At 50.4% G+C, this 26,922-nt stretch carries 23 protein-coding genes; 3 read left to right on the forward strand and 20 right to left on the reverse strand.

Annotated features, from left to right (window positions below; all coding sequences use genetic code 11):
- Positions 1-33 precede the first annotated feature (33 nt).
- The 8 genes from CRG97_RS19820 to CRG97_RS19855 form a co-directional block, all read right to left on the reverse strand.
- Entirely contained in the window at positions 34-1,023 is a 990-nt protein-coding gene (locus CRG97_RS19820; RefSeq protein ID WP_076322004.1) for an ABC transporter ATP-binding protein, read from the reverse strand.
- Entirely contained in the window at positions 1,020-2,024 is a 1,005-nt protein-coding gene (locus CRG97_RS19825; RefSeq protein ID WP_098746485.1) for an ABC transporter ATP-binding protein, read from the reverse strand. Before CRG97_RS19825 ends, CRG97_RS19820 begins: the two co-directional genes overlap by 4 nt.
- A gap of 15 nt (positions 2,025-2,039) precedes the next feature.
- Positions 2,040-2,948, reverse strand: coding sequence for an ABC transporter permease (locus CRG97_RS19830; protein ID WP_098746487.1), 909 nt, complete (start codon positions 2,946-2,948; stop codon positions 2,040-2,042).
- Between the two features lie 12 nt (positions 2,949-2,960).
- Positions 2,961-3,887, reverse strand: a complete 927-nt coding sequence (locus CRG97_RS19835) for an ABC transporter permease subunit (protein WP_076322007.1) — start codon at positions 3,885-3,887, stop codon at positions 2,961-2,963.
- Between the two features lie 114 nt (positions 3,888-4,001).
- On the reverse strand, positions 4,002-5,591 hold the full coding sequence (locus CRG97_RS19840) for a glutathione ABC transporter substrate-binding protein (protein ID WP_098746489.1): 1,590 nt from the start codon (positions 5,589-5,591) through the stop codon (positions 4,002-4,004).
- Positions 5,592-5,685: 94 nt separating this feature from the next.
- The gene (locus CRG97_RS19845; protein ID WP_098746491.1) at positions 5,686-6,690 is read right to left on the reverse strand and encodes an asparaginase; all 1,005 of its coding nucleotides are present in this window, start codon (positions 6,688-6,690) and stop codon (positions 5,686-5,688) included.
- A 29-nt stretch (positions 6,691-6,719) separates the two neighbouring features.
- Positions 6,720-7,880 (reverse strand): ROK family transcriptional regulator, encoded by a 1,161-nt coding sequence (locus tag CRG97_RS19850; RefSeq protein WP_098746494.1) that lies wholly within the window; start codon positions 7,878-7,880, stop codon positions 6,720-6,722.
- Positions 7,881-8,895: 1,015 nt separating this feature from the next.
- A complete protein-coding gene (locus CRG97_RS19855) occupies positions 8,896-9,132 on the reverse strand; it encodes an indolepyruvate ferredoxin oxidoreductase subunit alpha (protein ID WP_015736133.1) in 237 nt (78 codons plus the stop codon).
- 287 nt (positions 9,133-9,419) lie between these two features.
- On the opposite strand from CRG97_RS19855, the gene CRG97_RS19860 reads away from it, so the two are divergent.
- Entirely contained in the window at positions 9,420-10,067 is a 648-nt protein-coding gene (locus CRG97_RS19860; protein ID WP_098746496.1) for a helix-turn-helix transcriptional regulator, read from the forward strand.
- Positions 10,068-10,289: 222 nt separating this feature from the next.
- Here CRG97_RS19860 and CRG97_RS19865 read toward each other — a convergent pair whose 3' ends face one another.
- Both CRG97_RS19865 and CRG97_RS19870 read right to left on the reverse strand, forming a co-directional pair.
- On the reverse strand, positions 10,290-11,366 hold the full coding sequence (locus CRG97_RS19865; RefSeq protein WP_098746731.1) for a PQQ-dependent sugar dehydrogenase: 1,077 nt from the start codon (positions 11,364-11,366) through the stop codon (positions 10,290-10,292).
- A 32-nt stretch (positions 11,367-11,398) separates the two neighbouring features.
- Positions 11,399-12,907, reverse strand: coding sequence for a UDP-N-acetylmuramoyl-L-alanyl-D-glutamate--2,6-diaminopimelate ligase (locus CRG97_RS19870; protein ID WP_098746498.1), 1,509 nt, complete (start codon positions 12,905-12,907; stop codon positions 11,399-11,401).
- Positions 12,908-14,022: 1,115 nt separating this feature from the next.
- Here CRG97_RS19870 and CRG97_RS19880 point away from each other — a divergent pair.
- Complete coding sequence (locus tag CRG97_RS19880) at positions 14,023-14,877, forward strand: SDR family oxidoreductase (RefSeq protein ID WP_098746503.1); 855 nt, start codon at positions 14,023-14,025, stop codon at positions 14,875-14,877.
- A 194-nt stretch (positions 14,878-15,071) separates the two neighbouring features.
- Here the strand turns inward: CRG97_RS19880 and CRG97_RS19885 are convergent, their stop codons facing one another.
- The 10 genes from CRG97_RS19885 to CRG97_RS19930 all read right to left on the reverse strand — a co-directional run bounded on the left by CRG97_RS19885 (position 15,072) and on the right by CRG97_RS19930 (position 25,541).
- Complete coding sequence (locus CRG97_RS19885) at positions 15,072-15,812, reverse strand: LutC/YkgG family protein (RefSeq protein ID WP_098746505.1); 741 nt, start codon at positions 15,810-15,812, stop codon at positions 15,072-15,074.
- A complete protein-coding gene (locus tag CRG97_RS19890) occupies positions 15,805-17,325 on the reverse strand; it encodes a LutB/LldF family L-lactate oxidation iron-sulfur protein (protein WP_098746507.1) in 1,521 nt (506 codons plus the stop codon). Before CRG97_RS19890 ends, CRG97_RS19885 begins: the two co-directional genes overlap by 8 nt.
- The gene (locus tag CRG97_RS19895; protein ID WP_098746732.1) at positions 17,312-18,049 is read right to left on the reverse strand and encodes a (Fe-S)-binding protein; all 738 of its coding nucleotides are present in this window, start codon (positions 18,047-18,049) and stop codon (positions 17,312-17,314) included. The genes CRG97_RS19890 and CRG97_RS19895 overlap by 14 nt, the downstream gene beginning before the upstream one ends.
- Before the next feature lie 105 nt (positions 18,050-18,154).
- Complete coding sequence (locus tag CRG97_RS19900; RefSeq protein WP_098746734.1) at positions 18,155-18,931, reverse strand: DeoR/GlpR family DNA-binding transcription regulator; 777 nt, start codon at positions 18,929-18,931, stop codon at positions 18,155-18,157.
- 30 nt (positions 18,932-18,961) lie between these two features.
- Positions 18,962-20,431 (reverse strand): rhamnulokinase, encoded by a 1,470-nt coding sequence (locus CRG97_RS19905; RefSeq protein ID WP_098746509.1) that lies wholly within the window; start codon positions 20,429-20,431, stop codon positions 18,962-18,964.
- A gap of 77 nt (positions 20,432-20,508) precedes the next feature.
- Positions 20,509-21,768, reverse strand: a complete 1,260-nt coding sequence (rhaA, locus tag CRG97_RS19910; RefSeq protein ID WP_098746511.1) for an L-rhamnose isomerase — start codon at positions 21,766-21,768, stop codon at positions 20,509-20,511.
- A 106-nt stretch (positions 21,769-21,874) separates the two neighbouring features.
- Positions 21,875-23,944 carry a bifunctional aldolase/short-chain dehydrogenase gene (locus tag CRG97_RS19915; RefSeq protein WP_098746513.1) on the reverse strand — a complete coding sequence of 690 codons (2,070 nt, stop codon included), beginning with the start codon at positions 23,942-23,944 and terminating at the stop codon, positions 21,875-21,877.
- 204 nt (positions 23,945-24,148) lie between these two features.
- Positions 24,149-24,469 carry a DUF4176 domain-containing protein gene (locus CRG97_RS19920; RefSeq protein ID WP_098746515.1) on the reverse strand — a complete coding sequence of 107 codons (321 nt, stop codon included), beginning with the start codon at positions 24,467-24,469 and terminating at the stop codon, positions 24,149-24,151.
- A gap of 5 nt (positions 24,470-24,474) precedes the next feature.
- Positions 24,475-24,675 (reverse strand): hypothetical protein, encoded by a 201-nt coding sequence (locus CRG97_RS19925; protein ID WP_098746517.1) that lies wholly within the window; start codon positions 24,673-24,675, stop codon positions 24,475-24,477.
- A 17-nt stretch (positions 24,676-24,692) separates the two neighbouring features.
- Entirely contained in the window at positions 24,693-25,541 is an 849-nt protein-coding gene (locus tag CRG97_RS19930; protein WP_098746518.1) for a WXG100 family type VII secretion target, read from the reverse strand.
- A 362-nt stretch (positions 25,542-25,903) separates the two neighbouring features.
- On the opposite strand from CRG97_RS19930, the gene CRG97_RS19935 reads away from it, so the two are divergent.
- The gene (locus CRG97_RS19935) at positions 25,904-26,797 is read left to right on the forward strand and encodes a hypothetical protein (RefSeq protein WP_098746520.1); all 894 of its coding nucleotides are present in this window, start codon (positions 25,904-25,906) and stop codon (positions 26,795-26,797) included.
- Positions 26,798-26,922: the final 125 nt, after the last annotated feature.

Here is a 26,922-nt window from a genome sequence, read left to right on the forward strand (position 1 = left end):
GGCCTTCCCTCCTATATAAGAGAATCAACGCTGTTAAGCATTTTTCATGATTTCTTCGTCATATAAATGACATGCCACCTGATGGCCCGGCTCCACCTCACGGTAAACCGGGGTAATCTGTTTACACACTTCCATGCAGGATGGACAGCGTGTATGGAAGCGGCAGCCTGTCGGCGGATTCACCGGACTCGGCAGATCCCCCTTCAGAATGATCCGTTCCTTCTTCTGCTTCGGATCCGGAACGGGTACCGAGGATAGCAGGGCTTGAGTATAAGGATGCAGCGGGCGGTCATATAGGGTATCTTTATCGGCCGTCTCCACCAGCGCGCCCAGATACATGACACCAATCCGATCGCTGATATGCTCAACCACGCTGAGATCATGGGAGATGAACAGATAAGTCAGGCCGTACTCCTCCTGAAGATCCTGCAGCAGGTTCAGCACCTGCGATTGGATGGAAACATCCAGCGCAGATACTGGTTCGTCGGCTACGATCAGATTCGGACGCACAGACAGCGCTCTGGCAATGCCGATCCGCTGCCGCTGACCGCCGCTGAACTCATGGGCAAAGCGTTCGGCATGGAAGCTGTTCAATCCGACCGTTTCCAGCAGCTCGCAAGCCAGTTTGTCCCGCTCTTTGGTGCTCAGCTTGGTATGAATGAGCAAGGGCTCCGCGACCAGTTCTTTGACCTTCATTCTTGGATTTAGGGAAGCGTAAGGATCCTGGAAGACCATCTGCATGTCTTTGCGCAGAGGGCGCATCTGATTCTCATTGTATCCGCTAATATCCGTTCCGTTAAACAGGACCTCGCCGCTATTTGGCGCCAGCAGACGGGTCACCAAGCGGCCTGTCGTCGATTTGCCGCAGCCGCTTTCGCCAACCAGACTGAAGGTCTCGCCCTTATGGATCGCGAAGGAGATTCCATCCACGGCACGAAGCTGCTTGGACGTACCGAAGAACCCTTTTTTCACCGTGAATGATTTCTGCAAATTCTTTACTTCTAATAGAGGTGTTTCTTTCATGCGGTTTCTCCTCCCTTCGAGTGACCTTCCTGTGTCAGCCAGCAGCGGCTCTTACGATGTTCTTCATGTGCGACAGGGAAAAGCTCCGGCTCCTGGGAGAGGCACTGCTCCATCACGAACGGACACCGTGGGGCAAACTTGCAGCCTTTCGGCATGTTCCGTAGATCCGGTACATTCCCTGGAATGGATTCCAAACGGCGTACCTTTTGTCTAAGCTTGGGCACTGAATGAATGAGTCCTTTGGTGTACGGATGCTGAGGATTCTCGAACAGCTCTTCAACCGTCGCCTCTTCCACGACTCTGCCTGCGTACATGACAACCACCCGGTCGCACATTTCGGCCACGACGCCAAGATCATGGGTAATGAGCAGCATACCCATTTCCTGCTCGGTCTTCAGTCGATTCATCAGATCCAGAATCTGAGCCTGAATCGTGACGTCAAGGGCGGTGGTCGGCTCGTCGGCAATCAGTAGCTTCGGATTGCAGGACATCGCCATCGCAATCATGACCCGCTGTCGCATACCGCCGGACAATTGGTGCGGATAGTCATCCACAACTTCATCGGCCCGCGGAATACCCACAAGTTTGAGCGAGTCGATGGCATGCTGCCGCGCTTTCTTGCGGCTATAGCCCAAGTGCAGCATGATGGATTCCTCCAGTTGTTTCCCGATACGAAGGACGGGATTCAGCGATGTCATCGGCTCTTGGAAGATCATGGCCAGCTCATTTCCGCGATAGCGGCGCATTTCTTTTTCCGACATTTGTACGAGATCCTTGCCCTCAAAGCTTACCGAGCCCCCGGATATTCTGCCGGGCGTATCTTTAAGAAGCCTCATGATGGACAGGGAGGTCACGCTTTTGCCGCATCCGGATTCACCCACGAGTCCAAGCACTTCGCCTTTATTGATGTGAAAATCGACCCCTGCTACGGCAAGCACCGATGAGCCATCGCGTTTGAATTCGGTTTTGAGACCCTTTACTTCAAGCAATGTTTGCGTCACGATCTATCCCCCCTATTAGTTTTTCGTTTTCGGATCAAGGGCATCATTCAGTCCGTCACCGATCAGATTGAATGCAAGCACGGTCAAGAATATCAGGAGTCCCGGGTAGTACACGATATGCGGCGCAATACTTAGGTAATCGCGCCCCATACTGAGCATGGCGCCCCAGTCCGGTTCCGTCGGCTTGGCACCAAGTCCGAGGAAGCTTAAAGAAGAAGCAGCCAGAATGGCGCCGCCGATTCTCATCGATACGTTGACAATGATGCTGGGAACCGTCTCAGGAAAAATATGCTTCCATATAATCCGGTTATGCTTGGCGCCCATGGATCTTGCCGCCTCTACATATAAAGACTCCTTGGAGGAGAGTGTTACGCTTCGGATGATTCTGGCAAACGACGGGGTTCCGAAGACAGCCACCGCGATCACCACATTCGATAAGCCCGGTCCCAGAATCGCTACGATTCCGATTGCAAGCAGCAGGTCAGGAAAGGAGAACATAACGTCACTTCCCCGCATGATAAGACGGTCGATCCAGCCACCATAGTAGCCGCTGATCAGGCCGAGAATCGTACCGAGAACTGCGGATATAAATACCGCGCTTAAGCTGACCGCCATAGTCAACCGGGTACCGTCAATCAAGCGGCTTAGGATATCGCGGCCGTACTCATCCGTACCCGCCCAGTGGGCTGCCGACGGGCCTTGCATCATCGCATCATAGTTGGGCTCATTCGGAGGATACGGAACGATTTGCGGACCGATCACCGCCAGCACTAACAATAACAAGATAAATCCGCTCGATATAACGGCAAGCTTTTGCTTCATAAATTTGGACATGAACGCTCTGAATTTGCCAGTTGCCTGACTCTTCGCAAGCGTATCCTCCGGTACGGAGGAATTGACCGTCACTGTTGAATTGTCGCTCATGGGTTCCCCCTCCTATTTCGATGCATACCGGATTTTTGGATTCAGTACACCGTACAATAAATCGACAATCAGGTTAATCAGAATAAATTCGGCTGCAAACAGCAGTAATAGCGCTTGAATGACGGTATAATCCCGGAATGCAATCGAGTCTACCAAGAGACGCCCCATGCCGGGAATACTGAATACCGTCTCAACCATAACCGAGCCGCCCAGCAAAAATCCGAACTGCAGCCCCGCAACGGTTACGACCTGAATCAGGGAGTTGCGCAGTGCATGTCTTCCGACAACGACGAATTCCCGCAGACCCTTCGCGCGTCCCGTCCGGACATAATCCTCACGCATCGTCTCGAGCATCGAAGTACGGGAGTATCTTGCCAGCATGGACATAATCCCGGCCCCCAGCGTAAAGGAAGGCAGAATGTAGGACTGCCAGCTGTCGACACCGCCTGTCGGGAACCAGCCCAGCTCGACGGAGAAAATTTGAATAAGTACAAGACCAAGCCAGAAGCCTGGCAGGGAAATACCGGATATCGCAGTCAACATCCCGATATAGTCCGGCCATTTTCCGCGATTGACGGCAGATACGATACCAATGATCAGACCAATGACCAGTGCCCAGCCAAGGCTCGTAAAGGTCAGGACAATCGTCGGGAAAAAGCGGCTTTCCAACATGTCCGTCACCGGCAAACCGGAAGTAACGGATACACCCAAATCACCCTTCAACAGATCACCCATGTAGTTCACATACTGCTGCCATAGCGGCAAGTTTAAGCCTAGCTGCTCTCGAATCCCGTTGATCTCCTCAAGGGTGGCATCCTTACCTGCAACAAGTCGTGCCGGATCTCCAGGAATAAGGTGAATGAACATAAATACAAGTATGGATACAACGAACAATAGCGGGATAACACCCAGCAGCCTCTGAATTGCATATCTTCCCAAAGGATGTGCCTCCTTTCAACATGCCAGCTTTTAAAATACGATGGGCCGCTTCCTTATTGATTCAAGAGGCGGCCCACCACAAGGTATACGTTTAGCAAGCTCTTCGCTGCCTGATTATTTGACTTCTGCGTTGATCACACTGATCGATCCGTCCGGAAGGGCTTTAACGCCTTCAAGATAAGTTCTCTTGCCCGTGATGACCTGATCGACCCCGAGGAATGCCCAAGGAGCGTCTTCCCAGATTTGTTTTTGGATGTTCGCATAGATTTCTTTTGCATCTTCAGCTTTTACGGATGCGTTAGCATCTTTGATCCATTGGTCTACATTGTCATTCTTGTAGTAGGCCGTATTGGAACCAGCCGGCGGGAAGAACTCGCTGCTGAACAGACCTTTTGTTGCGCCGTCAGCATCACCTGACGAAGGTGACCAGCTTACATACCACATTTGAATTTTTGCGTTTTCTGGTGCAGCCGAGTTAATCTGATCGGACAGGGTAGCACCCTCCATCGGTTTCGGATCCACTTTGATTCCGACCAGAGCCAGCTGCTGCTGAATGAACTGCATGCCTTTTACCGTTTCGGAATCGTTCTCTCCCCAAATCTCAGCTTCGAATCCGTCCGGATATCCTGCTTCCGCCAAGAGAGCTTTAGCTTTCTCCGGATCATACTCATAACCGGATTGCTCGGAGTAGTGCTGTGTCATAGAGGACATGGAAGACTTCAGCTTCGAACCCAGTCCGGATTTAACTACTTTAATGTAAGCATCTTTATCAATAGCATAGTTGATAGCTTGACGAACCTTCAGATCGTCATAAGGCTTCTTCATGGTGTTCAGCGTAATATAACGAACGATGGTGGAATCGATCTTATCAATGACAATATTGGAATCGCCTTCTACTTCAGAGACTTGTTCGGTTGGCATTGGATAGATGAAATCCGCTTCGCCCGTCTTCAGCATCGCGATCCGGGAACCGTTCTCCGGTACCGGTTTGAACGTAATGCTGTCTACCTTCGGAAGACCTTCTTGCCAGTAATCTTCATTCTTTACAACGACAAGGCGGTCGCCTTGAATCCATTCTTTGAACTTGTATGACGCTGTACCTACAGGGTTCTTCGTGATGTCGGCACTTTCTTTGAGCGCTTTCGGGCTGATCATCAGCGCCATCGCGGTCTTGTTCAAGAAAGCGTTGTACGGTTGGCTAAGGGTGATGACAACCGTGTGGTCATCCGGAGTTTGAACATCGGCGACGGTAGAGAAGCTTTTGCGCATTCTAAGGTTGTTCTTTTCATCCATGATGCGATCCAGGTTGACTTTTACAGCTTCTGCGTTGAAATCTGTTCCATCATGGAACTTCACGTTCTGGCGCAGATTGAATGTGTAGGTCAGACCGTCTTCGCTGATCTTGTAGTCTTCAGCCAGCACAGGAACAAGTTCCATTTTCTCGTTGAAGCCCATCAAACCTTCGTACATCGTGCGTGCACCGGAAATGGAGTGCGTGTCTCCGGCATTGTGAGGGTCAAGCGTAATGAAGTTGGCGTTAATCGCAATGACAACATCTTTGTTCTCTTTTGTCACCGGCTTACTCTCGCCGCCGCCTTCACTTGCCCCTTTGCCGCTTCCGCTGTTTCCGCCGCAGCCTGCCGCAACAATCGTAAATGCGAGCAGCAGCATGAGCAGTGACCATGTTCTACCTTTGAATCTCATTGTTTTACTCCCCCTTTGATGTAGTGAATATCTATAGATTCACTCGCCGCGTCAGCATGTAACATCCTGCCGATCACCTTGAGTTCCTCACAGCTTAAACATTCCATTCATACACCGCGCGTCGCTTCCCAACCAGCGTACCGCCATCATTGAAAATCTCATTCGGAACAAGCGCATACAAGCGGTCGATCGTAGCTTGATCGCTGTAACCGAGGCGCTCCAGAATGGAAGCGATAATGCATGGCCATACTTGCTCGGAGCCATCGGATACTTTAAGCGAGATCGCCAAGCGTTCTTTCCGAAGTCCGATGCCATACACACCCTTGGCGCCGCCCTTGGCTGCCAGATTGTGGTCCCGGAGCAAGGCGGAGCACACAAACTTCGTGTCTGCAATGATATCCGGATACTCATTCATCAGCTTTGCCATTCTGGCAGCTGCATCCGCCGTCTCTGCGTCCTTGATCAAATCCGGGCAGGCCAGCTTAAGGAAAGCGTATCCGATACGGTCCAGCGGAAGCGCGAAAATGGGAAGCCCACAGCCATCAATGCCTTGCGGAATCGAGGAAACCGGAACTTCGGCAAAATAAGCCAGCGTCTCGATGATTTCTTGCTGAACCGGATGCTCCGGCTTGTAATACGTGCTCTCGTCCCAGCCCATATGCTTACACAAAGCAATCAAGCCGCTGTGCTTGCCTGAGCAGTTATGGAAGATCCGCCGCTTGTCCTCATGATCGCGATGACGCTGCGCCTTGGCATCCTCGTTCAATGGATAAGTTGCGCAGCAGTGAAGCGTTTCTTCCTGAATCCCGGTTTTCTTCAGAATCGATTCTAATGCATCAATGTGGAAGCGTTCGCCCCGGTGGGAAGCGGCAAACAATGCTGTTTCCTCCCCCGTAAGTCCGTACACTTCGTCAATCCGGCGTTTCATCACAGGTATTGCTTGGAACGGCTTAGCCGCTGATCTCAGAAAGGTCATATGATGCGGATCACCCGCTGCATAGACCACCTTTCCGCTCTCGTCTACAACACTGATCGCTCCGTAGTGGATGTTCTCCAGTACGTTTCCGCGATATTCCTCTACCAATGGCACAAATCCCATGATTTTGCTCCCCCGATCTTCAGATGTATTTAATTCAATTGAAAATAACGATCCTGTGCGACAATTCCCGATCCGATGATGACCCCATGCTCGTGAAGCTCGGAGCGGACAATCGTGAAGGAATCCTGAAGCGGTTCCCAGATATACTGTGAGTAGCACAGTTCGGTGATCTCTTCATATACTTCAGGGAACTTGTCCAGAATCTCACCGCTCAATATGACGCTGTCTGGATTGTACATGCTGACGACGTTATTAATCGTAATCGCCATATACGCGAGTGCCCTATCGATTAAATAGGTCGCCCATCGTGTTCCAGCCCGTCTTTCCGCAAACAGTTCCTCAATCGTACGAACAGGCTTAATCTTGCTGGCTTCCGACAACAAGGACGGTATATTGATATAAGTTTGGAGGCAACCGGCTTTTCCGCAGTCACACATCATGCCTTCAGGATCAACGGTCGTGTGTCCGATTTCCCCCGCGCTATTGGTCACCCCGCGGTAAATCTCCCCTTCCAGGATCAGCGCTGAGCCTACGCCATTACCGAACCCAAGGAGAACCGTCCGGTTGGAGCCGTATGCCGAGCCTTTAAGCTGCTCTGCCAATGCCTTTACCTTAAGCTCATTGTCTACCACCGCTTGAAGCCCGGTTAATTCCTTGAGTCTCTCGGCAAGCCTCACATTCTTCCAACCAAGCTGTACCGAGAAATTAACCACTCCGGCATCAACATCGATGATGCCCGGCAGTCCCACGCCAATGCCCACCACCCGCCTGCGATCGATATCGCATTCCGCGATGAGTTCCTCAATGGTGTTTGCAATTTGGGCCACCGTGGCTTCGGCTGTATCCTCCGCTGCTCTCGGAAAACTTCCGCTGCACAATACATTCCCCTGAACATCGATGAAGCCAATATTGGCTTGATGGCGATCGAGCTCAACGCCAATCGAGATGACCGCCGTATCCAGCAGTCTTATTAAGGAAGACTTTCTTCCGCGTCCGGCTGAGGCTTGTTCTTCCGTTTCGTGAACGTACCCTTCTTCCGTCAGCTCCGATACGATCCGGCTGACCGTTGTCGGACTCATTCCCGTCTGTTTGGCAATAGCTGCTCTTGAAATCGGCTGTTCGTTCTTGATGATTTGGAATACTGTGAGTCTGTTCTGCCGCTTCATAAAGTCTTGATCATGCTTTTTCATGAAGACATCCCCTATTTAATTTCACCAGTAGATTAATTAGATCATTTTTCCAAATAAAACGATCCGAAATCATCAAAAAACCGTGATTATTATCAAATTTTGTTTTTTTATTCTCCAGTGATATTAATAATAAAACGTGTTTTGTAAATGTGTCAATATATATGACACATTTAAATTAATATTTTTTTGTTTCTGGAAATGTAAGTGTTTCAATATTTTGCGAAAGAAATTCAATCTCGTGCATACATACAGATGACCGCGCTTCGCGCACAACATGACATCAACTTAACACAAAATCTCCTAAAATGTAGATAACAACGTCGTTCCACCTCATAAATAAAGCCATCTGAGGAAAGAATGCTGGGTACATTCTTCATCTCGGATGGCTTCAAAAGGAGGGAATCTATGATTATTTCGGTATTATCCCAAGTCTTTAGTTGCTTCCCTGCTACCCGCCTAAAACGAATTAAACCACCCGAGAAATAAATTCGAGGTGACCCTCAAATGATCTCGGATGGCTTATGTATATAGAAACTTTATATTCATATTGTTCTGATTCTTGATAGAATGCGCTGAATCTACATGATAGTAAATGTTTGATCCTGAATTTTTGAGTGCTCTGGCTTTCATGTTTATTGAATCCCATTTATTATAGCTGACTCTCTATTTGATCTCTTAACACATGATTATTTCTTATAGTTCGTAGTCTTTTATAATTCTTTTATCATTACTTAATCTCTAATGTTACTCTCTTAATCTGTTAATCTTTTATCTTTTGAACTTGGGGTTTTCCCCCACCAGCGGAGGTTTGAGGATAGCCGATCCTTTGGGAGTCCGTTTCTACCTTACCTTTTCCAATCTGGAAACGGATGGACAACAGAGCGGATAGTCTCAAACCGGAGCGCCCGATAGCCGATCCTTTGGGAGTCAGTTTCTACCTTACCTATTCCAATCCGGAAACGGACGGACAACAGAGCGGATAGCCTCAAACCGGAGCGAACCAAACCGGAGCGCCCTACTTATTTTTGTAATATTCAACCGCTTTATCGAAATAATGCTTCTGGTCTTCCGGCAGATCCTCAAAATAGAAAATGGCCGCAACCGGACAAGCCGCTTCGCAAGCTCCGCAGGAGATACAAATATCGGTATCGATATAGAACTGGTCATCTCCTTCTTCTATGCAATCCACAGGGCAAACGTCAACGCATTCTCCCGCTTTCTCTTCAATACAAGCTGAGCCAATAACGTACATCCGTATTCCACCTTCCCGAGTGTAATAATCTTTCAAACATTCGACTGGCTATCATTGCAAAAAGCTCAAACTTCATCAATTCCTTAGTTTTCTATACTTTTTATACTAAAATATATCATAATTATGTGGTTAATCATGCCAATTGTCAATAAACCGCGTGATGATAGCCTCAAAACAGCCATTCCGGTTGACTTATAGAAAGTAAAGACATAAGATGAGACATATTGCTTTTTAACCTTTTTTGTTAAAAAAGAAAGCATTCATCGAGAAACAAGGCGGTGATTATAGTGGATCAAGAAGTCGCATACAGTACTCGCGAGTATATCATGCAAATGTTAAAAATAAATGGTGAACTCAGCACAAAATCCATTACTGAGGCACTGGGCATAACAGGCATGGCCGTTCGGCGCCATCTAGAAAGCTTGAAGAGCGAGGGTTACATCACCTATCGAACCGTGAAACAACCGATGGGAAGACCCGTCTCCTTATACAGTCTTACGGAATCCGCCGAGGATTTTTTCCCTAAGAACTATCATGCGCTTGCACTCGATCTGCTGAACGAGCTGCAGGACGAGGCCGGTAATGAAATGATTTCACGGCTGTTCAACAAGCGTAAGGATACATTGCTGAACAAGTACACGCCTACGGTGAAAGCCGATGCGCTCGAAGATCGAGTTGCAGCCCTGGCCCAGGTTCAGAATGACAATGGATATATGGTGGATTACAAAAAAGTCAACGAAGAAGAATATCTCCTCGAAGAACTGAACTGCCCCATATCCCAGGTAGCCAACCGGTACCAACACGCATGCCGTTGTGAGCTTGACCTGTTTCAATCCTTGCTGGAGGCAGATGTGGAACGTACCGAGTGCCTTGCCAAGGGCGACAAAAAATGCGTCTACCGTATTCGAAAACAAACCGAAGCCAAGCAAACATAATATCTGTTATTGCCACTTCAGGCTCCTTCCATACAGGAAGGGGCCTTTTTTTGTTAAGAGATAAGAAAGTATAAACTTCAGAGGCTTACCCACCTTATCTCGCAAGAAAAACTTCCGCTATATGCGGTCTGTCTTCTGAGAAAGTACGTCGATAGACGTTTTTCTTATTGTACTTGTCCTATTCTATTCTCTTAAATTGCAAGACATGTACAATTCATTGAATTATTTCAGCACCAGCAGTCGATCATCCTGATCGGAGGGCACACCCCGGCCATCGGTATTGTTGGTAATGACATAGGTTTTGCCATCATGGACTTTGACGTCTCTTAATCGTCCCTCACCCTCCAATACCAACTCAAGCGAGGCATTCTCCGGCTTAAATCGGTACAGCTTCTGGCCGCGAAGGGTGGCCACGTACATGTGACCCTCATCATCAAAAGCGATGCCTGAAGGAGCAATAGCCGTTTCGCTGCTGTGGTAAAGCGGGGATTTCATGCCCTCTTGCTGTTCATCTCCGATAATCTCGGGCCAGCCGTAATTGCTGCCAGCCGTGATCTCATTAATCTCATCATGTCCGCCGGGTGTGCCGGACGGTCCATGCTCTGAGCTGTAGAATTCACCTTCCGAATTCCAAGCCAAGCCCTGCGAATTCCGATGCCCTAACGTATATACATAAGAGCCTGCGGTCGGATTATCCGCCGGGACCTTGCCATCCAGCGTCAATCGCAATATTTTGCCTGCTAGACTCTCCTGGTTTTGCGCAAGCTCTCCTTCACCCGAATCTCCCGTCGTTACGTAGAGCATCCCGTCGGGTCCGATCGCAATTCTGCCGCCGTTATGTACGTTGGAGCCGGGAATGCGCTCAAGAAAGACATGCGACTCTGTCCATTGATTCCCCTCCTGCTTTAGAAGGACCAACCGGTTCATGACTTTTCCATCCTGATTATAGGTGTGGTAGGCGAAGCCCTTGCCAGAATTTTGAAAATCAGGAGCTAACGCAAAGCCCAGGAATCCGCCTTCTCCTTGATGGGCGACCGGCTTCTCGGTATGTACCGACTGTCTGGTAAAAGTGCCGTCCTTGATCTGAACGATATTTCCTTCTCGCTCGCTGATATAAATCGTATCGCCATCAAAATCGATAGACCAAGGTGTCCTCAACTGCTCTGCAAGCACTTGATAAACGGAATCATTTTTTTCCTCCCGACGGTTTTCCTGCCTCCCTTCTTCCTTAGAAGGAGAAGACTGTGTACAAGCGGCAAGAAGCAGCAAAACTGCAATTAAAGTTGCCCCAACCACCATTCGTTTCAAAATCCAGCACCTCCCGGGTAATTTTATAGCTCCGGTGTCATCATCTGGATGCCTTGCTCCATGTCCTGCAATGAACGCAACACAATATCCTCATCGCTAAACGATTCGATCTGGCTGCCTGCTACATAACGTGTCTCATGTCCTCGTCCGGTAATAATGATCCTGTCCTCGTCACCCGCCAATTCCACAGCTCGTTGAATGGCTTCTTTACGATTCAGGATCACCTCCCAATTTCCCGCTTCATGCGAGGTTAAGCCACCCAGCATCTCAGCCATAATCTGCTCCGGATCCTCCGAGAACGAATTGTCTGTCGTGAACAACACATAATCCGAATACGAAGCTGCAATGTCCGCCATGAGCGGACGTTTCAAGCGATCTCTTTCGCCCCGGCAGCCCATCACGCATATCATTTTGCCGGAAGTGATTTCTTTGGCGGATTGCAAAGTTGCCTTAAGTCCACCCGGATTATGCGCATAATCCACAACCACGTGAAATCTTCTTCCTGTTTCTATTTCTTGAAATCGTCCATGAACCCCTACAAATTGGTGAAGACTTCTGCGGATTTCTTCAAGCGTTACCCCTTCCAGCAGACAAGTGGTCATGGCAGCAAGTGCGTTATACACATTATGAACACCATGCACCTTCAGACTAAAGTCGCCGTGTCCCCATGGCGTTTCTACATGAAATGTGCAGCCTTCCCGCATGTTTTGAATGTGCGTCGCCCGAACATCAGCCTCGTTATGAATGCCATAAGTTACGATCTGTGCGGATGTACGTTTTGCATAATAGGACGATGCTTCATCATCCGCATTCAAAACGGCCTTCTTCAGCATATCACGGTTACTGTTACCGATCTGGGCGAACAAAAGCTCCTTCGTATTGCGATAGCCCTCCATATTCTGGTGGAAGTCCAGATGATCATGCGATAAATTCGTAAAGACCACGGTCTGAAAATCGCATCCGCGCACTCTCCCCATATCCAATCCGTGTGAAGACACTTCCAACACGGCATAGGCCCCGCCATGAGTGACCATCGTGTGAAAATAACGCTGCAGCTGTATCGTATCCGGCGTGGTATTCAGCGTCTTCTCCATATGATCTCCGATCTTCATGTAAAGTGTGCCAATAATGCCCGTTTTGCGGTGAGCGTCATTAAGTATTTTTTCTACCATATGGGTTGTCGTTGTCTTGCCGTTCGTCCCGGTAATTCCGATCAGTTTCAACCGCTGCGTGGGATCTTCAAAAAAAGCGTTTGCGAGAATCGGCAGAATTCTTCGGGTATCCGGTACCGTTATACGCGTTACGTTTCCTGGAAGCACCGGCAGCTCCCGCTCAGCTACGATGGCAACAGCGCCGTTGCGTATCGCATGCCGGGCATAGTCATGGCCGTCCACGTGAAAGCCCGGAACACAGACAAACAGGCCACCAGGCCGGATCTCTCTTGAATCTGTTTCCAGGTTCGTGATATCCACGGAAGTACTGCCCGTTATCGTCTTAAGTATCAGCTGCTCCGTCAGTGATTTCAGAATCATGTCAGGTTCCTCATCTCGTGATGTAATCAAAATCCCAGGGTCAGTGGCAGTGTGATATATAAGATGTAGAATTTACGACGATGTATCGTTTTAACCAGCTTTTCTTATTAACCTAACCAAGCAAAGGCATTCTGAAACTGAAAAAGGCGGATTCCATTTCCCCCCATATACTGGAACCTCCATTTGGCTCCTGCGTATTTAACATTAAGGGGTTGATCTTATGTTTTTACTAATACTCTATGCTCTGATCATAACGGTCAACGTTCTGATCGTTTTGTTCGGCCTGTATGTCTTCAATCATCCAGATAATGATTGGTTACGAATGTTCAATGGAATTCCTGAGGATGTAGAACAAGATGATATTGATTTATTGAAAATTAAATTCAGGGCTGTAATCGTAATAATAGTCGGTCTGATCATGGGTTCGTTTTCGGTATTGCAGGCCATCGTTACACATAGTGGGTAGAGAGGTAACTCATTTGTTTCCAATGCTAGTTGGTGTGATAATGAAATTGACGATCATGACATTTTTAAGCTGCAAGCACTTGGAATTTTAAGTCCAACAAATTCTTTGGAAAATGAGGTGAATATATCATGAGAAAGATTAACTGGCCCGGACGAACCAAGCTAGAAAATTTATCTGGTAACGCTTCTCTGGTTCTGGATGTTATTCTCTATATCCCTCGTTGGATAATGAGGCTTTTTTAGTGGAGGGATTTCCTCCATTACCTTGTCCACCTGCAATGAGGAGTAAAGTTGCTCCATGCCTCTTGCTCACCTTCCTTACGAGTTGTTTCCAACCTGCTATCCGCTCAATCTGCCTGACGAGTTGTTCCCAACCTCCCATCCGCTCAATCTGCTTTGGGAAACGTCATGAAATTTCGAATAGCTCCGTCTTATTGTAATTCACACATGGCACACAACCGACTCCCCGCAATCCAAGCTTATACTCCATGCCAACTTAAAGAATGTGATGACTAGAAGTCTTAACCATGTTACGCTGGAAGTAAACGGTTCCAACACCAATGTTGCTAGGTTATTGCAGCTTGCCAATTTAGGACACGTACAGAGGATCCATTCCGCTATTCCATATCTGCTTGAAAGGAGAACCATCGATGGGACCGTTCACTGACGATTTGCTTCAAAATAAAGTCGTATTGATCACGGGAGGCGCCACGGGGCTGGGGCGCGCCATGGGGGAGAAATTCGCCCAGCTTGGCGCCAAACTCGCCATCTGCGGACGCCGTGAGGAAGTTCTCCAGCAAACTGCTGAAGATCTAAGGCAGCAGGGCTGCGAGGTATGGTACAAGAGCTGCGATGTACGGGAACCTGCGCAGATCTCGGCTCTTGTTGAAGCGGCAGAGCAGCATTACGGAGGCATTGATGTGCTTGTCAACAATGCTGCCGGGAATTTTATCAGCCCCACGGAGCGTCTCTCCCCTCGGGCTGTAGACGCCGTGCTAAACATTGTGCTGCACGGCACCTTCTACGCAACCCTTGAAGTCGGCAAACGCTGGATTGAGCAGGGCAAAAGCGGAACGATGCTCAACATTGTCACAACATATGCCTCGACAGGCTCTGGCTACGTGGTCCCTTCGGCAGCCGCAAAAGCGGGCGTGCTTGCGCTGACACGATCTCTCGCGGTAGAATGGGCCCCTTACGGCATCCGTCAGGTAGCGATCGCCCCGGGTCCGTTCCCGACCGAAGGCGCCTGGTCAAGATTATCGCCTACGCCGGACCTGGAGCAAAAAATGATCGACCGCATCCCCCTGAAGCGCGTAGGGGACGGAGAAGAACTGGCTAATCTTGCCGCCTATCTCATTTCCGATTTTGCCGGTTATATTAATGGTGACGTGATCACCATCGATGGCGGCGAATGGCTGAGGGGGGCGGGGCAATTCAACGACTTGGCGGAAGTAACCCATGAGCAATGGGACCGTCTGGCCGAACTGACACGCAAAGGCAAATAACCTCATATGTAAGAAAAACATCTATCGACGTACTTTTACTACAGCAGACAGACTGCCTTTAGAGGTTTATCGAAATTTTCAGCTTCACTGAAAACTTATACATTCCATAATCTTAAAATAGCCCCAAGCCGTGAGCATGTCATAACTGCTCCCGCTTGGGGCTATCCGGTATCCTGTGTTTCCTGTGTTATTCGTTAACTCTCATAGGAATCGACCAGCAGGGCATACACGATACCTGGCCCGTGAACGCCAATCGTAAGATCATTCTCGATATCGGCGGAACGGCTCGGACCCGAGATGAAATGGATTCCCGCCGGCAGCTGCTCGCGTCCGGCCTGATCGAACTGAACCAGAATCTCCCCTAGTCGGGTAACCATTCGCTCTACGGGGATGATTGCCATCAGCACGGTCGGAAGCAGGCTGACGGATCTGCCTTTATGCGGGGCCGATTTCACCGTAATTGAACCGTTATAAGCCGCTGTGTAATCCGCCATGACGACGCCAAAATCGGCTCTGGCCGCTACAGCCCTCCAGTCCGTGTCGACTGCATCATTCCAGGAGAGAACAAGTGCCTCCGGCAGACTCTCCTCCAGCCCCAAGCGGTCCAGCGCCTCTTCCTGCTGGCGAAGAATCGTAGCCGCGCTCATCTCCATCGCTTTGTCCCTAATAAACCGGCTAACTTCTTCGCGATTGCTCAGCCTTACCACATGGCCTCCTGCCGCTTCAAAGTTGGCGGTAAACTGTGTAATCCGCTCCTCAAGCGGCCACTCAAATTCATTCCAGAAGTCGGGGGCACCGCGGAAAGGGTGCTCCGGAGCGGTGCGAACCCGGTCTCTCCCCAGCTTCGCGGCGATTTCATCCATGAACTGCTCTTGCTTCTTGCGAGACTGTTCTTCAAGACGGATTAGCCAACTGCGATCAGTTTCGTTAGTCATGGGCATTCTCCCCCTTTCCGGACTTCTGCTGCTGAAGCCGCTCCTTCAATCGGTTTGTGATTTCAGGGTCCATCGACCCGGAGGTTCTGCGAATATCCTTCTCCATCTCCGGCCACCGGTCACGGAAGGATTCCTTAGGGAGACTCGGCGTTACCCTGTACGAATTCCACCCCTTCAAAGGACCGATCCGCGTTCGGATCTCCCCGCCTCGCACCACCAATTTCTGCCCCCACTTTCCGAGGGATACCACACTACGGTAACGCTTGGCATTCCCCATAATCGCCGAGAAGCCCTTCATTCCCATCGCTTCCAGCTTGTCACCGCGCCCAGCTTCAATCTTCCGGCGGCGCAAGGATACCAACATATCATGCAGCGGAATCTTCACGGGGCATGCTTCATAACAGGCCCCGCACAGGCTGGATGCGTTGGCGATATCGTCCCATTCCGCGACATTCTTGTTCAATGCCGGCGTTAATACGGCACCGATGGGGCCGCTATATGTGCCTCCGTAGGCGTGCCCGCCAATATGGCGATATACGGGACAAGCATTCAGGCATGCGCCGCAGCGTATGCAGTTGAGCAGCTCCTGAAATTCGGGGTCGCCGAGCTGGAGAGAACGTCCGTTATCAATGATGATAATATGCATTTCGTCCGGTCCGTCGGCATCCAACTCTCTCTTCGGACCACTGATTCCGGACATGTAGACCGTCAGTTTCTGACCGGTCGCCGAGCGCGGCAGCAAGGTAGCCATCACTTCGAGATCTGCCCATGACGGGATAATCCGCTCCATGCCCATCAGGGTAATCTGTGTCTTTGGCACCGTCGTCACCATGCGGGCATTGCCCTCATTCTCGAACAATACCATCGAGCCCGTCTCGGCGATCGCAAAATTACAACCCGTCATGCCAATGTCCGCTTCAAGGAATTTCTCGCGCAGCTTCATGCGGACAAAGCCGGCCATAATCGCCGTATCGGGCGGCAGCGTTTCGCCTGCCTCTGCGGACAACAGCTCCGCGATCTGATAACGGTTCTTATGGATGGCAGGAATGATGATATGAGATGGCGTTTCATCCGCAAGCTGAATAATATACTCACCGAGATCCGTTTCGACGGCCTGCACCCCGATCGAGTCGAGTGCCTTGTTCAGATGCAACTCCTCGGACACCATCGATTTTGATTTTACGACGGACTTGGCCGCCTTATGCTCCGCAATCTGCAGGGAGATCGCGACCGCTTCTTCCGCCGTCTCCGCAAAATGGACATGGGCTCCGTTCGCCCTGGCCTGTTCAGCAAACTCATTCAAATAGTAATCCAAGTGCGCAATGGTATGGAGCCGAATTTGGCGTCCCCGTTCCCTCCATGCATCCCAGTTGCCATGCTCCTCCGACGCAAGCTTTTTACCAAGCCGCAGCCGCTCTGTCGTAAACTTCACCGCATTGCGCAGAAAATCGTTATTAAGGGCGTATCCTGCACGTTCCTTAACTGTACGCGCTTTCGATTCAGCTGTGCTCATGTACGCTCACCCCCTCATACAGCAGCTCGGCCAAATGCTTGACCTGAACCTTCTCGCCCCGGTGGCGCAGATTGCCGGCAATATTCATGAGGCAAGCCATATCAAGGCCGACAAGCACGGAAGCCTCGGTCTCCAGCACATGATCGCTTTTCTCTGTCACCATCGCCCCCGAAATATCCGCCATTTTCACGGCAAACGTTCCACCGAACCCGCAACAATCCTCGGCAAAAGGCAAGGGAACAAGCTCCAGCCCCTTGACGTGGCTGAGCAGTTTCATCGGCTGCTCCTTAACGCCGAGCAGACGGCTTCCGTGACAGGATGGATGATAGGTTACCTTATGCGGATAAACGGCGCCTACATCGGTCACGCCCAGCACGTCAACAAGGAATTGCGTAAACTCATAGCATTTGGATTGAAGCGCTTTCGCTTTATCCAGGTATATGGGATCGTCCTTGAACAAATCCGGATAATGATGAATCATATACGTGCAGGAGCCGGAAGGGGACACAACGAAGTCGCTATCGTCAAAAGCGTCCAGAATCGTCTTGGCACTTATGCGTGCATCATCCCAATAACCACTGTTATAGGCCGGTTGGCCGCAGCAAGTCTGGATTTCGGGGAATTCCAGCTGCACGCCGTACCTTGCCAGCAATTTTGCCATCGATTCAGCTACCCGCGGGAACAAGGCATCGCTGAGACAAGTGACAAATAATGAAATCTTCAACATCTTCACCCCGCTAATCATCAGGATATGGACCGAAGAATCGGCCTCTAGCAAGAACCCCCCGGAACGGGGGGATTCCATGTTGATAGGTTATAGCAGCTTGCTCTATACAGATTCGATCTTGATACCCAATGCTCGATAAGGTGCCGCTTCCTCTTCCTTCAATCTGCGATCGGTGATGATCAGATTCACTTGGGAGAGATCGGCAACCTGCGCAAAAGCCTGCGTGCCGAATTTGCTGGCATCGGCGAGCAGAATGGTCTCATCCGTCATTCCGATCATTTTATGCTTGATTCTCGCTTGAAGCTCATTGGATTCGCTAAGGCCCCGCTCGATGTGCACACCCTTGCATGACAGAAAGGCTTTATCCACGTAGTAAGCATCCAACGAGCGTTCCGCGAGCGGACCGACAAAGGACAGGGAGCGATGAGCCAGAATGCCACCTGTGGAGATCACCTGAACCCTCTCCTTGGTGCTCAGCTCAGCAGCCACCTTAATCGAATTCGTCAGCACGGTAATCGAAATATCCGGTATGATTTTCGCCATGTACCAAGCCGTAGAGCTTGCATCCAGCAGGATGCGATCATTCGGATGGATTCGCTTGACCGCTTCCTCCGCGATCCGTTGCTTCTCCAGCGCATGCATGATTTCCCGCTCAGCATACGGTATTTCCGGCTGCGACCGCTGAATTTCCGGTTGATCCTTCACGCTAACCGCTCCGCCATGGGAACGGCGAAGGCGCCCGGCCTGCTCCAGCCTGTCAAGATCGCGACGAATCGTTTCTTCCGTTACACCGCAGAGCTGACTCAGCTCGGAGACTCGGATGCTCCCTCTTTCATTGACCAACTGTACTATTTTCTCATATCGTTCTGCAACCAGCATCATACCGCCCATCCTTACTGTTCATATATTCTATCGCTTCCCGGTCCGCTGACCGAACACTCCGTAAGCTTCCTCCCATAAGGGAGTTTCCTTCGGCTCATAAGTCTTGACCGGGAAGGACTCTCTAATGACTGCGCGTGCTTCCCATATATCGGATAGCTCGCCTTGCGCGATCCACTGCACGGCCATATTGCCGATGGCACTGCCCTCCGCGGGACCCGCCCATACGGGCTTCCCTATCGCATTCGCAGTCCACTGACATAATGTTTCATTATGAATGCCACCGCCTACCATATGCAAGCCCTGAAATTTTTGCCCGGACAATTCCTCGGTCAACTCCAGCACATAACGGTATTGCATGGCCAGACTCTCCATAATGCAGCGCACAAGAGCACCTATCCCCTGCGGAACGCTCTGGTTCGTACGGGTCGCATATTCCACTACCCGCTTCGGCATATCACCCGCAGGGAGGAATACAAGATCATCGGGATCAATGAAACAAGCAAATGCTGGCGCCGCATCCGCCATATTGATTAATTCGGGATAGGAATACGTTAACCCTTCCCGTCCCCAGGTCCGCTGACATTCCTGCAGAATCCACAATCCCATGATGTTCTTGAGCAGCCGGTACGTACCGTACGCTCCTCCCTCATTCGTGAAGTTCAGCTCTCTGGCCCGTTCATGAATGACAGGCTGATCGATTTCGGTTCCCATCAGCGACCAGGTACCGCAGCTTAAGTAAGCAAACGATCGTTCCAGTGCCGGAACCGCGACAACGGCGGAAGCCGTATCATGCTCTGCAACCGTATAGAGCGGAATGGATGGAATCCCCAGCTCCTCTGTTACGGATGACCTCAAAGCACCAACATGCGTACCGGGTTGAACAACAGGATGAAATAACTTATGAGGAATATTCAATGCTTTCAAGAGATGATCATCCCAGCTCGCCGAAAGCGGGTTATACAGCTGCGTTGTGGTGGCGTTCGTAAATTCATTCGCCATCTCGCCGGTCAAGAAGTAGCGCAGCAAATCGGGAATCATAAGAAAACGCTCGGCTTCTTGAAGCAGGTAGGGCTTCTGCCGCTGCAATGAAGCCAGCTGATAGATCGTGTTGAACGAGAGGAACTGAATCCCCGACCGATCAAAGATCTCGGCAGGCGGCACATCCTGGAAGACCTGCTCCATCACGCCATCCGTACGTGTGTCCCGATAATGATACGGATTCATGAGCAGCTCCCCGCTCCGATCCAGGAGACCGAAATCCACCGCCCAGGTATCAATGCCGATGCTCGACGGCAAGTTATGCTGACCCTTCAACCGGAGCAGGCCCTGCTTCACCTCGTGGTAGATCCGTAATATATCCCATTGGAAACGGTCGCCGATTCGAACCGGATCGTTCGGGAACCGGTGGATTTCCGTTACGTCGATGGTGCGGCCGTTCCATTGACCCAGCATGGCCCTGCCACTGCTTGCGCCCAAATCAAATGCAAGAACGCTCAACGCTCCCCAGCCTCCTTGTCAGATCAAAATCAACGAATCGGGTACGAACCCGAGTGGTACTCCGTCTCTTCTCATGCTTACGAACGCTTCAGCAATACATCCTTCTCATACTGTTTCACTTCGGACAGCCACTCTTCTCTGACAGGTACACCCATGCGTTCGCAGTAATAATCCCACACCGCTCCAAACGGATAGGATTTAAACTCTTCCGATATCGCCAGGCGAGTCGTGTAATCGCCTTCAAGTTCAGCCTGCTTCAGCCTATCGATGGGTTCCAGCATGGCACGCAGCAGTGCCTTTATCGTATTGCGTGTGCCAATAACCCACGCCGCGATGCGGTTAATGCTGGCATCGAAAAAGTCCAGTCCGATATGCGTTACATCCAGCAGATTATTGCGAACCAGCTCGCGTCCAATCTCGATCAGTTCATCATCCATGATGACGACATGGTCGCTGTCCCAACGCATTGGCCGGCTGACGTGGAGAAGAAGTCCATCGGTGAAAAGAGCAAGCGACGACAGTTTGCCGGCAATGCTCTCGGTTGGGTGGAAGTGACCCGCATCCAGGCAGATCAGCTTGTTGTTTCGAATGCCGTACCCCATATAGAACTCGTGGGAACCCACAACATAAGCCTCGGAGCCTAGTCCGAACAGCTTGCTCTCGACGGCATCAAGGTTCCATTGCGGATTCATTTCTTCAGCAAAAATCTCATCCAGCGAATCCTTCAGCCGCTGCCTCGGTGCCATTCGGTCTACCGGCATATCCTTGTATCCATCCGGAACCCAGATATTTGTCACACAGGTTTGACCCAGCTGTTCCCCGAAGTAAGCCCCGATTCTTCGCGACGCCTTGCAATGCTCAATCCAAAATTGACGGATAGCCGGATCGGCATGACTCAGCGTAAACCCATCCTTCGATTTGCCGTGGGAGAAGCAGGTCGGATTAAAATCGAGGCCAATGCCTTGTTCTTTGGCCCAATCCACCCAGGACTGGAAGTGCCTCGGCTCGAGCTGATCCAAATCAACGGACTCGTCGGTATCCGCGTAGATCGCGTGGAGGTTCACCTTGTGGGATCCCGGAATGAGCGACATCGCTTTTTCCAGATCGGCTCGCAGCTGATCCGGCGTACCTGCAGCCCCGGGATATTCCCCGGTCACGGAGATGCCCCCGGATAGCTCCTGATCGCGGAACAGGAATCCACGGACATCATCACCTTGCCAGCAGTGAATGGAGACTTTGATGCGCTCAAGTTCCGTTAAGATTTCGTCCACGTTGATGCCATGCTGCCCATAGAGCTTTTTAGCTTCTTCAAAGTTCCTTGCAACATCCTGCCTCATCACATATCCTCCCGTATGATGGATAGCCGGGTCATATTAGACCCAGCGCCCCATCTTAATAAGAAACCTTGATTCCTTGCGGTAGATGTGTCAAACCTTCATTCGATTAACGAGTAAACGCAGCAGGTACTCCGCCGTCAATCGTCAGCATGCAGCCGGTCGTCTTCGAAGATCTTGATGATGCAAAGTAAGCAATGCCTTCGGCAATATCCTGCGGATAGATGTTGACAAGAAGCGTCGTGCGTTTACGATAATGCTCTTCCAGCTGATCGGGTTCAATCCCGTATGCTGCTGCCCGCTCGTTTCTCCAGTTCGAATTCCAGATCGCGGAACCTTGGAGAATGGCGTCCGGCAGAATGGTGTTGACTCGAATGCCGTATTCTCCGCCTTCAGCAGCAATGCAGCGCGCCAGATGAGCCTCCATTGCTTTTACAGAGCTGTATGCGGTCACGTTCTTGCCGGCATAGACGGAATTCTTCGATCCGACAAATACCATGCTTCCGCCAACGCCCTGTGTCTTCATCAACGAGAAGGCTTCCCGCGCAACCAGGAAATAACCTGTGCCCAGCACGTTCATATTCAGGTTCCATTCCTTCAGAGATGTCTCGTCAAACGGGCTGGAGGTTGCAAGGCCCGCATTGTTGACGATAATGTCAACACCGCCATAAGTGATGGAGGTTTCTCGATAGGCGCGCTTCACGGCTTCTTCGTCGGTTACATCCATTTTAACAGCAAATGCCCGATTCTCCCCGTATTTTGCGTTGATCTCCTCGGCAACCTGCTGAGCCCCTTCCAGGTTCAAATCCGCCAAAACGACATGCGCGCCTTCAGCTACCAGCCTGCGGGCTGTGGCACTTCCGATACCGCCTGCTCCCCCGGTGATAAAAGCGATCTGGCGGGAAAACTCCGCCTCAGCCGGTGCAAGACTCAGTTTATACAGCTCAAGCGGCCAATACTCCACGTTGTAGGATTCATTTTCACTCAGGGATACAAAATCGCCCAGGGCCGTCGCACCGCGCATGACCGCAATCGCCCGATGATACAGGGCGCCGCTGACTTGCGACATCGCCCAGCTCTTGCCCGTGTTGATCATGCCGATGCCGGGAATTAGAATGACGCGTGGAGCCGCCTCGAACATGACGTCGCCTTCATGATGGTTGCGTTCAAAATAAGCTTTATACTGCTCTTTGTAAGCAGCAATGCCATCGATAAGCTTTGCCTTAAGGCCTTCCACATCTTCGGCGTCAGGAGTCCAATCGATGAAGAGAGGCACTACCTTGGTATGAACCAGATGATCAGGGCAAGCAGCGCCTACCTGGGACAGCTTCGGCGAATCGGCACCCCCGACAAAGTCCAGCACGTCATCTTCATCGTCGAAGGACAGGATCATTTTCTTCACGTCGCTGACGGCGCCGCGAACGGCAGGCATCACTTTGGCAGCGATGCTGCGACGCACTTCCGAGGCAAGCGGTGTATGCTTCCGGCCGCCGAACAGCTTGTCGTTATCTACTCGAGCTTCGATGAAAGCTTCCGCTTCACTAATGATACGAATCGTTTGCGCGTAACAGGCTTCCGATGTATCGCCCCATGTGACAAGCCCATGCTTCTCCATCAGTACCAGTTCGGCCTTCGGATTAGCCAACACCCCTTCGGCAATCATCTTCGACAAGGTAAATCCGGGACGAACGTAAGGAACCCACACAAATCGGTCGCCAAAGATCTCTCGTGCTAATTCTTTGCCGTTATGGGCGCAGCATAAGCTGATAATGGCATCCGGGTGGGTATGGTCCACATGCTGAAACGGCAAGAACGCATGCAGCAGCGTTTCAATGGATGCTCGCGGGTGCTTCGCATCGACCATGCAATGCCCCAGATAAGCCACCATTTCCTCATCCGACATCGAATCCCTTTCGAATAACGGCCGAATATCCTCCATGCGCAAGCCTGTGAAATTGCCCGATTTCATGGTAGCCAGATCGGAACCGCTGCCTTTCACGTACATAACCTCAATGTCTTTGCCGCGAAAATCCTGAATCGTTGTTTTGCTGGATGTGTTGCCGCCGCCCCAGTTGCATACGCGCCGGTCGGAACCGATCAAATTCGAACGGTAGACGAGCTCATCCAATGTATGTTGTGCCTGCTGTGCCTTTGACTGTTCCCATAAGCTTTGAACCATGAAGTTTCCCCTCCGATTGACCACATGAATTTGCTTTCATTTGTTTCCCATAATATCACGCCCGTTTATCTTTGAATAGTGTATTTTCAAAAATAAACAAAGATTTATATGCGTTTATTTAGAATTCCATCTTATAAATCTGTTGCAAACAAAAAAAGCAGCCCTGCCAGAGTTACCTCTAGACAAAAGCTGCTATTTTACAATCTATGATGGGTCTGAGCCTGCGGCTGCCATTTGATCCGCCTTCGCAATTCCTTCCATCAAGGCATCACGAAAGGCGATTTCATCCTCATTGACATAACCCATAAATACAATTTCCGAAATGTCCTTATGGTTGAAAAAGATATTGGAATCTGCGGTAAGATTCCCGTGAGGGTAGAAGCAGGCCACGTAATCCCAACGCTTCAACGTCTTGGAGTCGTTCTGCATTCGGCCATAGATCATCAGCGTCTGGTCCCATTCTTTGAACTTGACTACAGATCCAATTGGCAGCAGCTTCTGTTCCGTTTGATCATGCTGTTCCATATATATCAACCCTTCAATATTTTTTTACCGATCCAATATACAATCGACACTACGAGCGGTACTCCAATGAGAAAGGACAAGCAGATGACTGCTTTTTCCGCAGCTGCGTAACTCGTGTCAAGCAGATTAGGAATCACGGTACCCAGTACACCGACAACAGCAATGATCACCATTATGTATTTGAACCGTTTTTGTTTATCAATCATCGACGGTGCCCCTCCTTCTATTTTACCGTAATCGCTCCTCCGACCCCGACAAGGCTTGCTCCTGGTCCTAACGGTACGTGGAACTTTAAACCGCTCTTCCCTACCTCAGCGGATGCGCCGAGTACGCCGAGTGAGGCGGAACCTCCAATATGCAGCTCCTTATCCGTCCATGGAAGCGGAATATTCACGCCGCCTTCATATTTGTTTAATGTAGCTTCAGCCCCAATACTGAGCGTTCCATCCTTAACAGCTGCCTCGACTTCGGCCTTAACCAGGCTAACCGATCCTTCGACATGATCGTTAGCATAGCCTGCTTCTACAACAGCCCCGCTGGCATGCGCTCCTTCGGTAAGGCTGGCCCCTGCACTGCCTGTTATGGCCTTGGCAAATAACCCATTCTCTTCATGCTTGATTACGCTGCCTTCCACATTTACGCCTTTCAGTGCTGCATCCAGCGGGTTAGTTGAGGATTTAGAAGAAACACCGGAAGCCTTGGTTGCCGAGCCTGCTGCTGCCGTGGCGATTCCGGCTCCAGAAGCAGCGCCTGCCAGAACACCTGCACCCGCAACTGCTCCTCCCGCTGCGGCGCCATGGACCATCTCATCCGTGGAACGGAATTTGACGGAAATTCGCTTCAGCTCGGTGGATATCGATTGCAAGCACTCCACGAACTTGACCATGGTCGCTCTGGCTTGCTGGTAATCCCCGTAAAACCGCTCACGGGTCATCCCCTCCCACTGGCCTTCCATTTCATGAATGCTTCGTTGAAGCCGCTCCACCAAATCGCTGCTAAGTTGCCCTGACTGCGCAAATTGCGTGGATACCTGTTCCAATTGCTCGGGTGTAACTAAAATTCGATTGGACATAAATATGGACGCCCCTTCTGTCTTACTGCCTCTGCTCTTTAGGCAGCCTACATTACAAATTTCAATTCCATAACCTACTTAATCCGTTCTACCGCGTGAATAACCACATTTTACAATTTTAGTAGGTATACAGGAAAGGAGCAATCAAACGAGAGGTTCATTTCTTAGTGGCTAATCTAGTAAAAAAGAACTGGCATCCTTTTTCTCCCGTCCTGAATAACACTTGCTTCATCCCCGGCTTTAGTCCAGCCCAGAAATCATTCCGGGGTACAGGGTTCTGTTACATCCCCAGCCCGTTAAAGTCCCCCCCATTCTCCTGTAAATTATAAACAATTCATCATTACGGAGAGGGTGTCATTCATATGAATCAACTTGCACGTGAAACGACGAACTGGGCGTTCAAGCTGTATAAGCAGGAGACTTGGCTTTTGCTGACAGGGCTGCTCGGGTTTTTGTTAGCCGGAATATGCGGGATATGGGTATTGCTGAATGGAGGGCCTGTCTCGCCGGATGGAGATATCTCCAAAGCGTTTTCCTTCAACGCGGCTCTGGGGATCTTCATCGTATCAACCGCAATCATTTTGCCGGTTTCCGGTATGAGGCCACAAAGCAAATCGTTCTACCGCTGGTGCTATATTCCGCTCGTTCTGTTCTCCTACTTCGCCGAAACCGTTCAAAATTTCCGCGGTGTCGATCCGCGATTCGTTCAGAACGGCTCGACCTTTGATCATGTCATCTCGGCTATTTTCCCTGCCGTTGCGATGCTGCTTGTCGTGTTCTACCTGATCCTTGGCACCCAATACTTCCGCAAGCGTGTAACGGAAGCTCATCCGGAACTCGGACTCGGCATTCGTTATGCCATGATCGCGGTGCTGGTATCTTTTGCAGCCGGCATATGGATCTCCATCAATGCGGGACGCTTTACCGGGATCGGCGGCAATATCATCTGGCTGCACGGACTAGGGTTTCATGCACTGCAGGCGATCCCTTTTGTGGCGTGGCTGTCCATGAGGAAATCCGTCAATCCTGCAGTTAAACCGATCCTCATCCATATTAGCGGTCTGGCATATTTGCTCGGATTAATCGCCATCGGATGGCAGACGTTTCTTGGATACTCCATCGCTGAATGGTCCTTGCTTCCAATTCTGGCGGGCAGCTGTTTTCTCGTCGCATTCACGCCAGTTATATGGCTGCTCAGTCAGTCCAATGCAACCGCTGAACCTGTCCACCATGCCCAATCCACACGTAATGTATAAGACTTGCATAAGAAAAACGACTATCGACGAACATTCTCAGAAGACAGACCGCGTTTCTAGGATGTTTTTCTTGCGATATCAGGAAGGTCCATGCTTCGAAGTTTATACTTTCTGATATCTAAAGA

It is taken from the genome of Paenibacillus sp. EZ-K15, from assembly GCF_002573715.1.
Taxonomy (GTDB): Bacteria; Bacillota; Bacilli; order Paenibacillales; family Paenibacillaceae; genus Paenibacillus_AQ.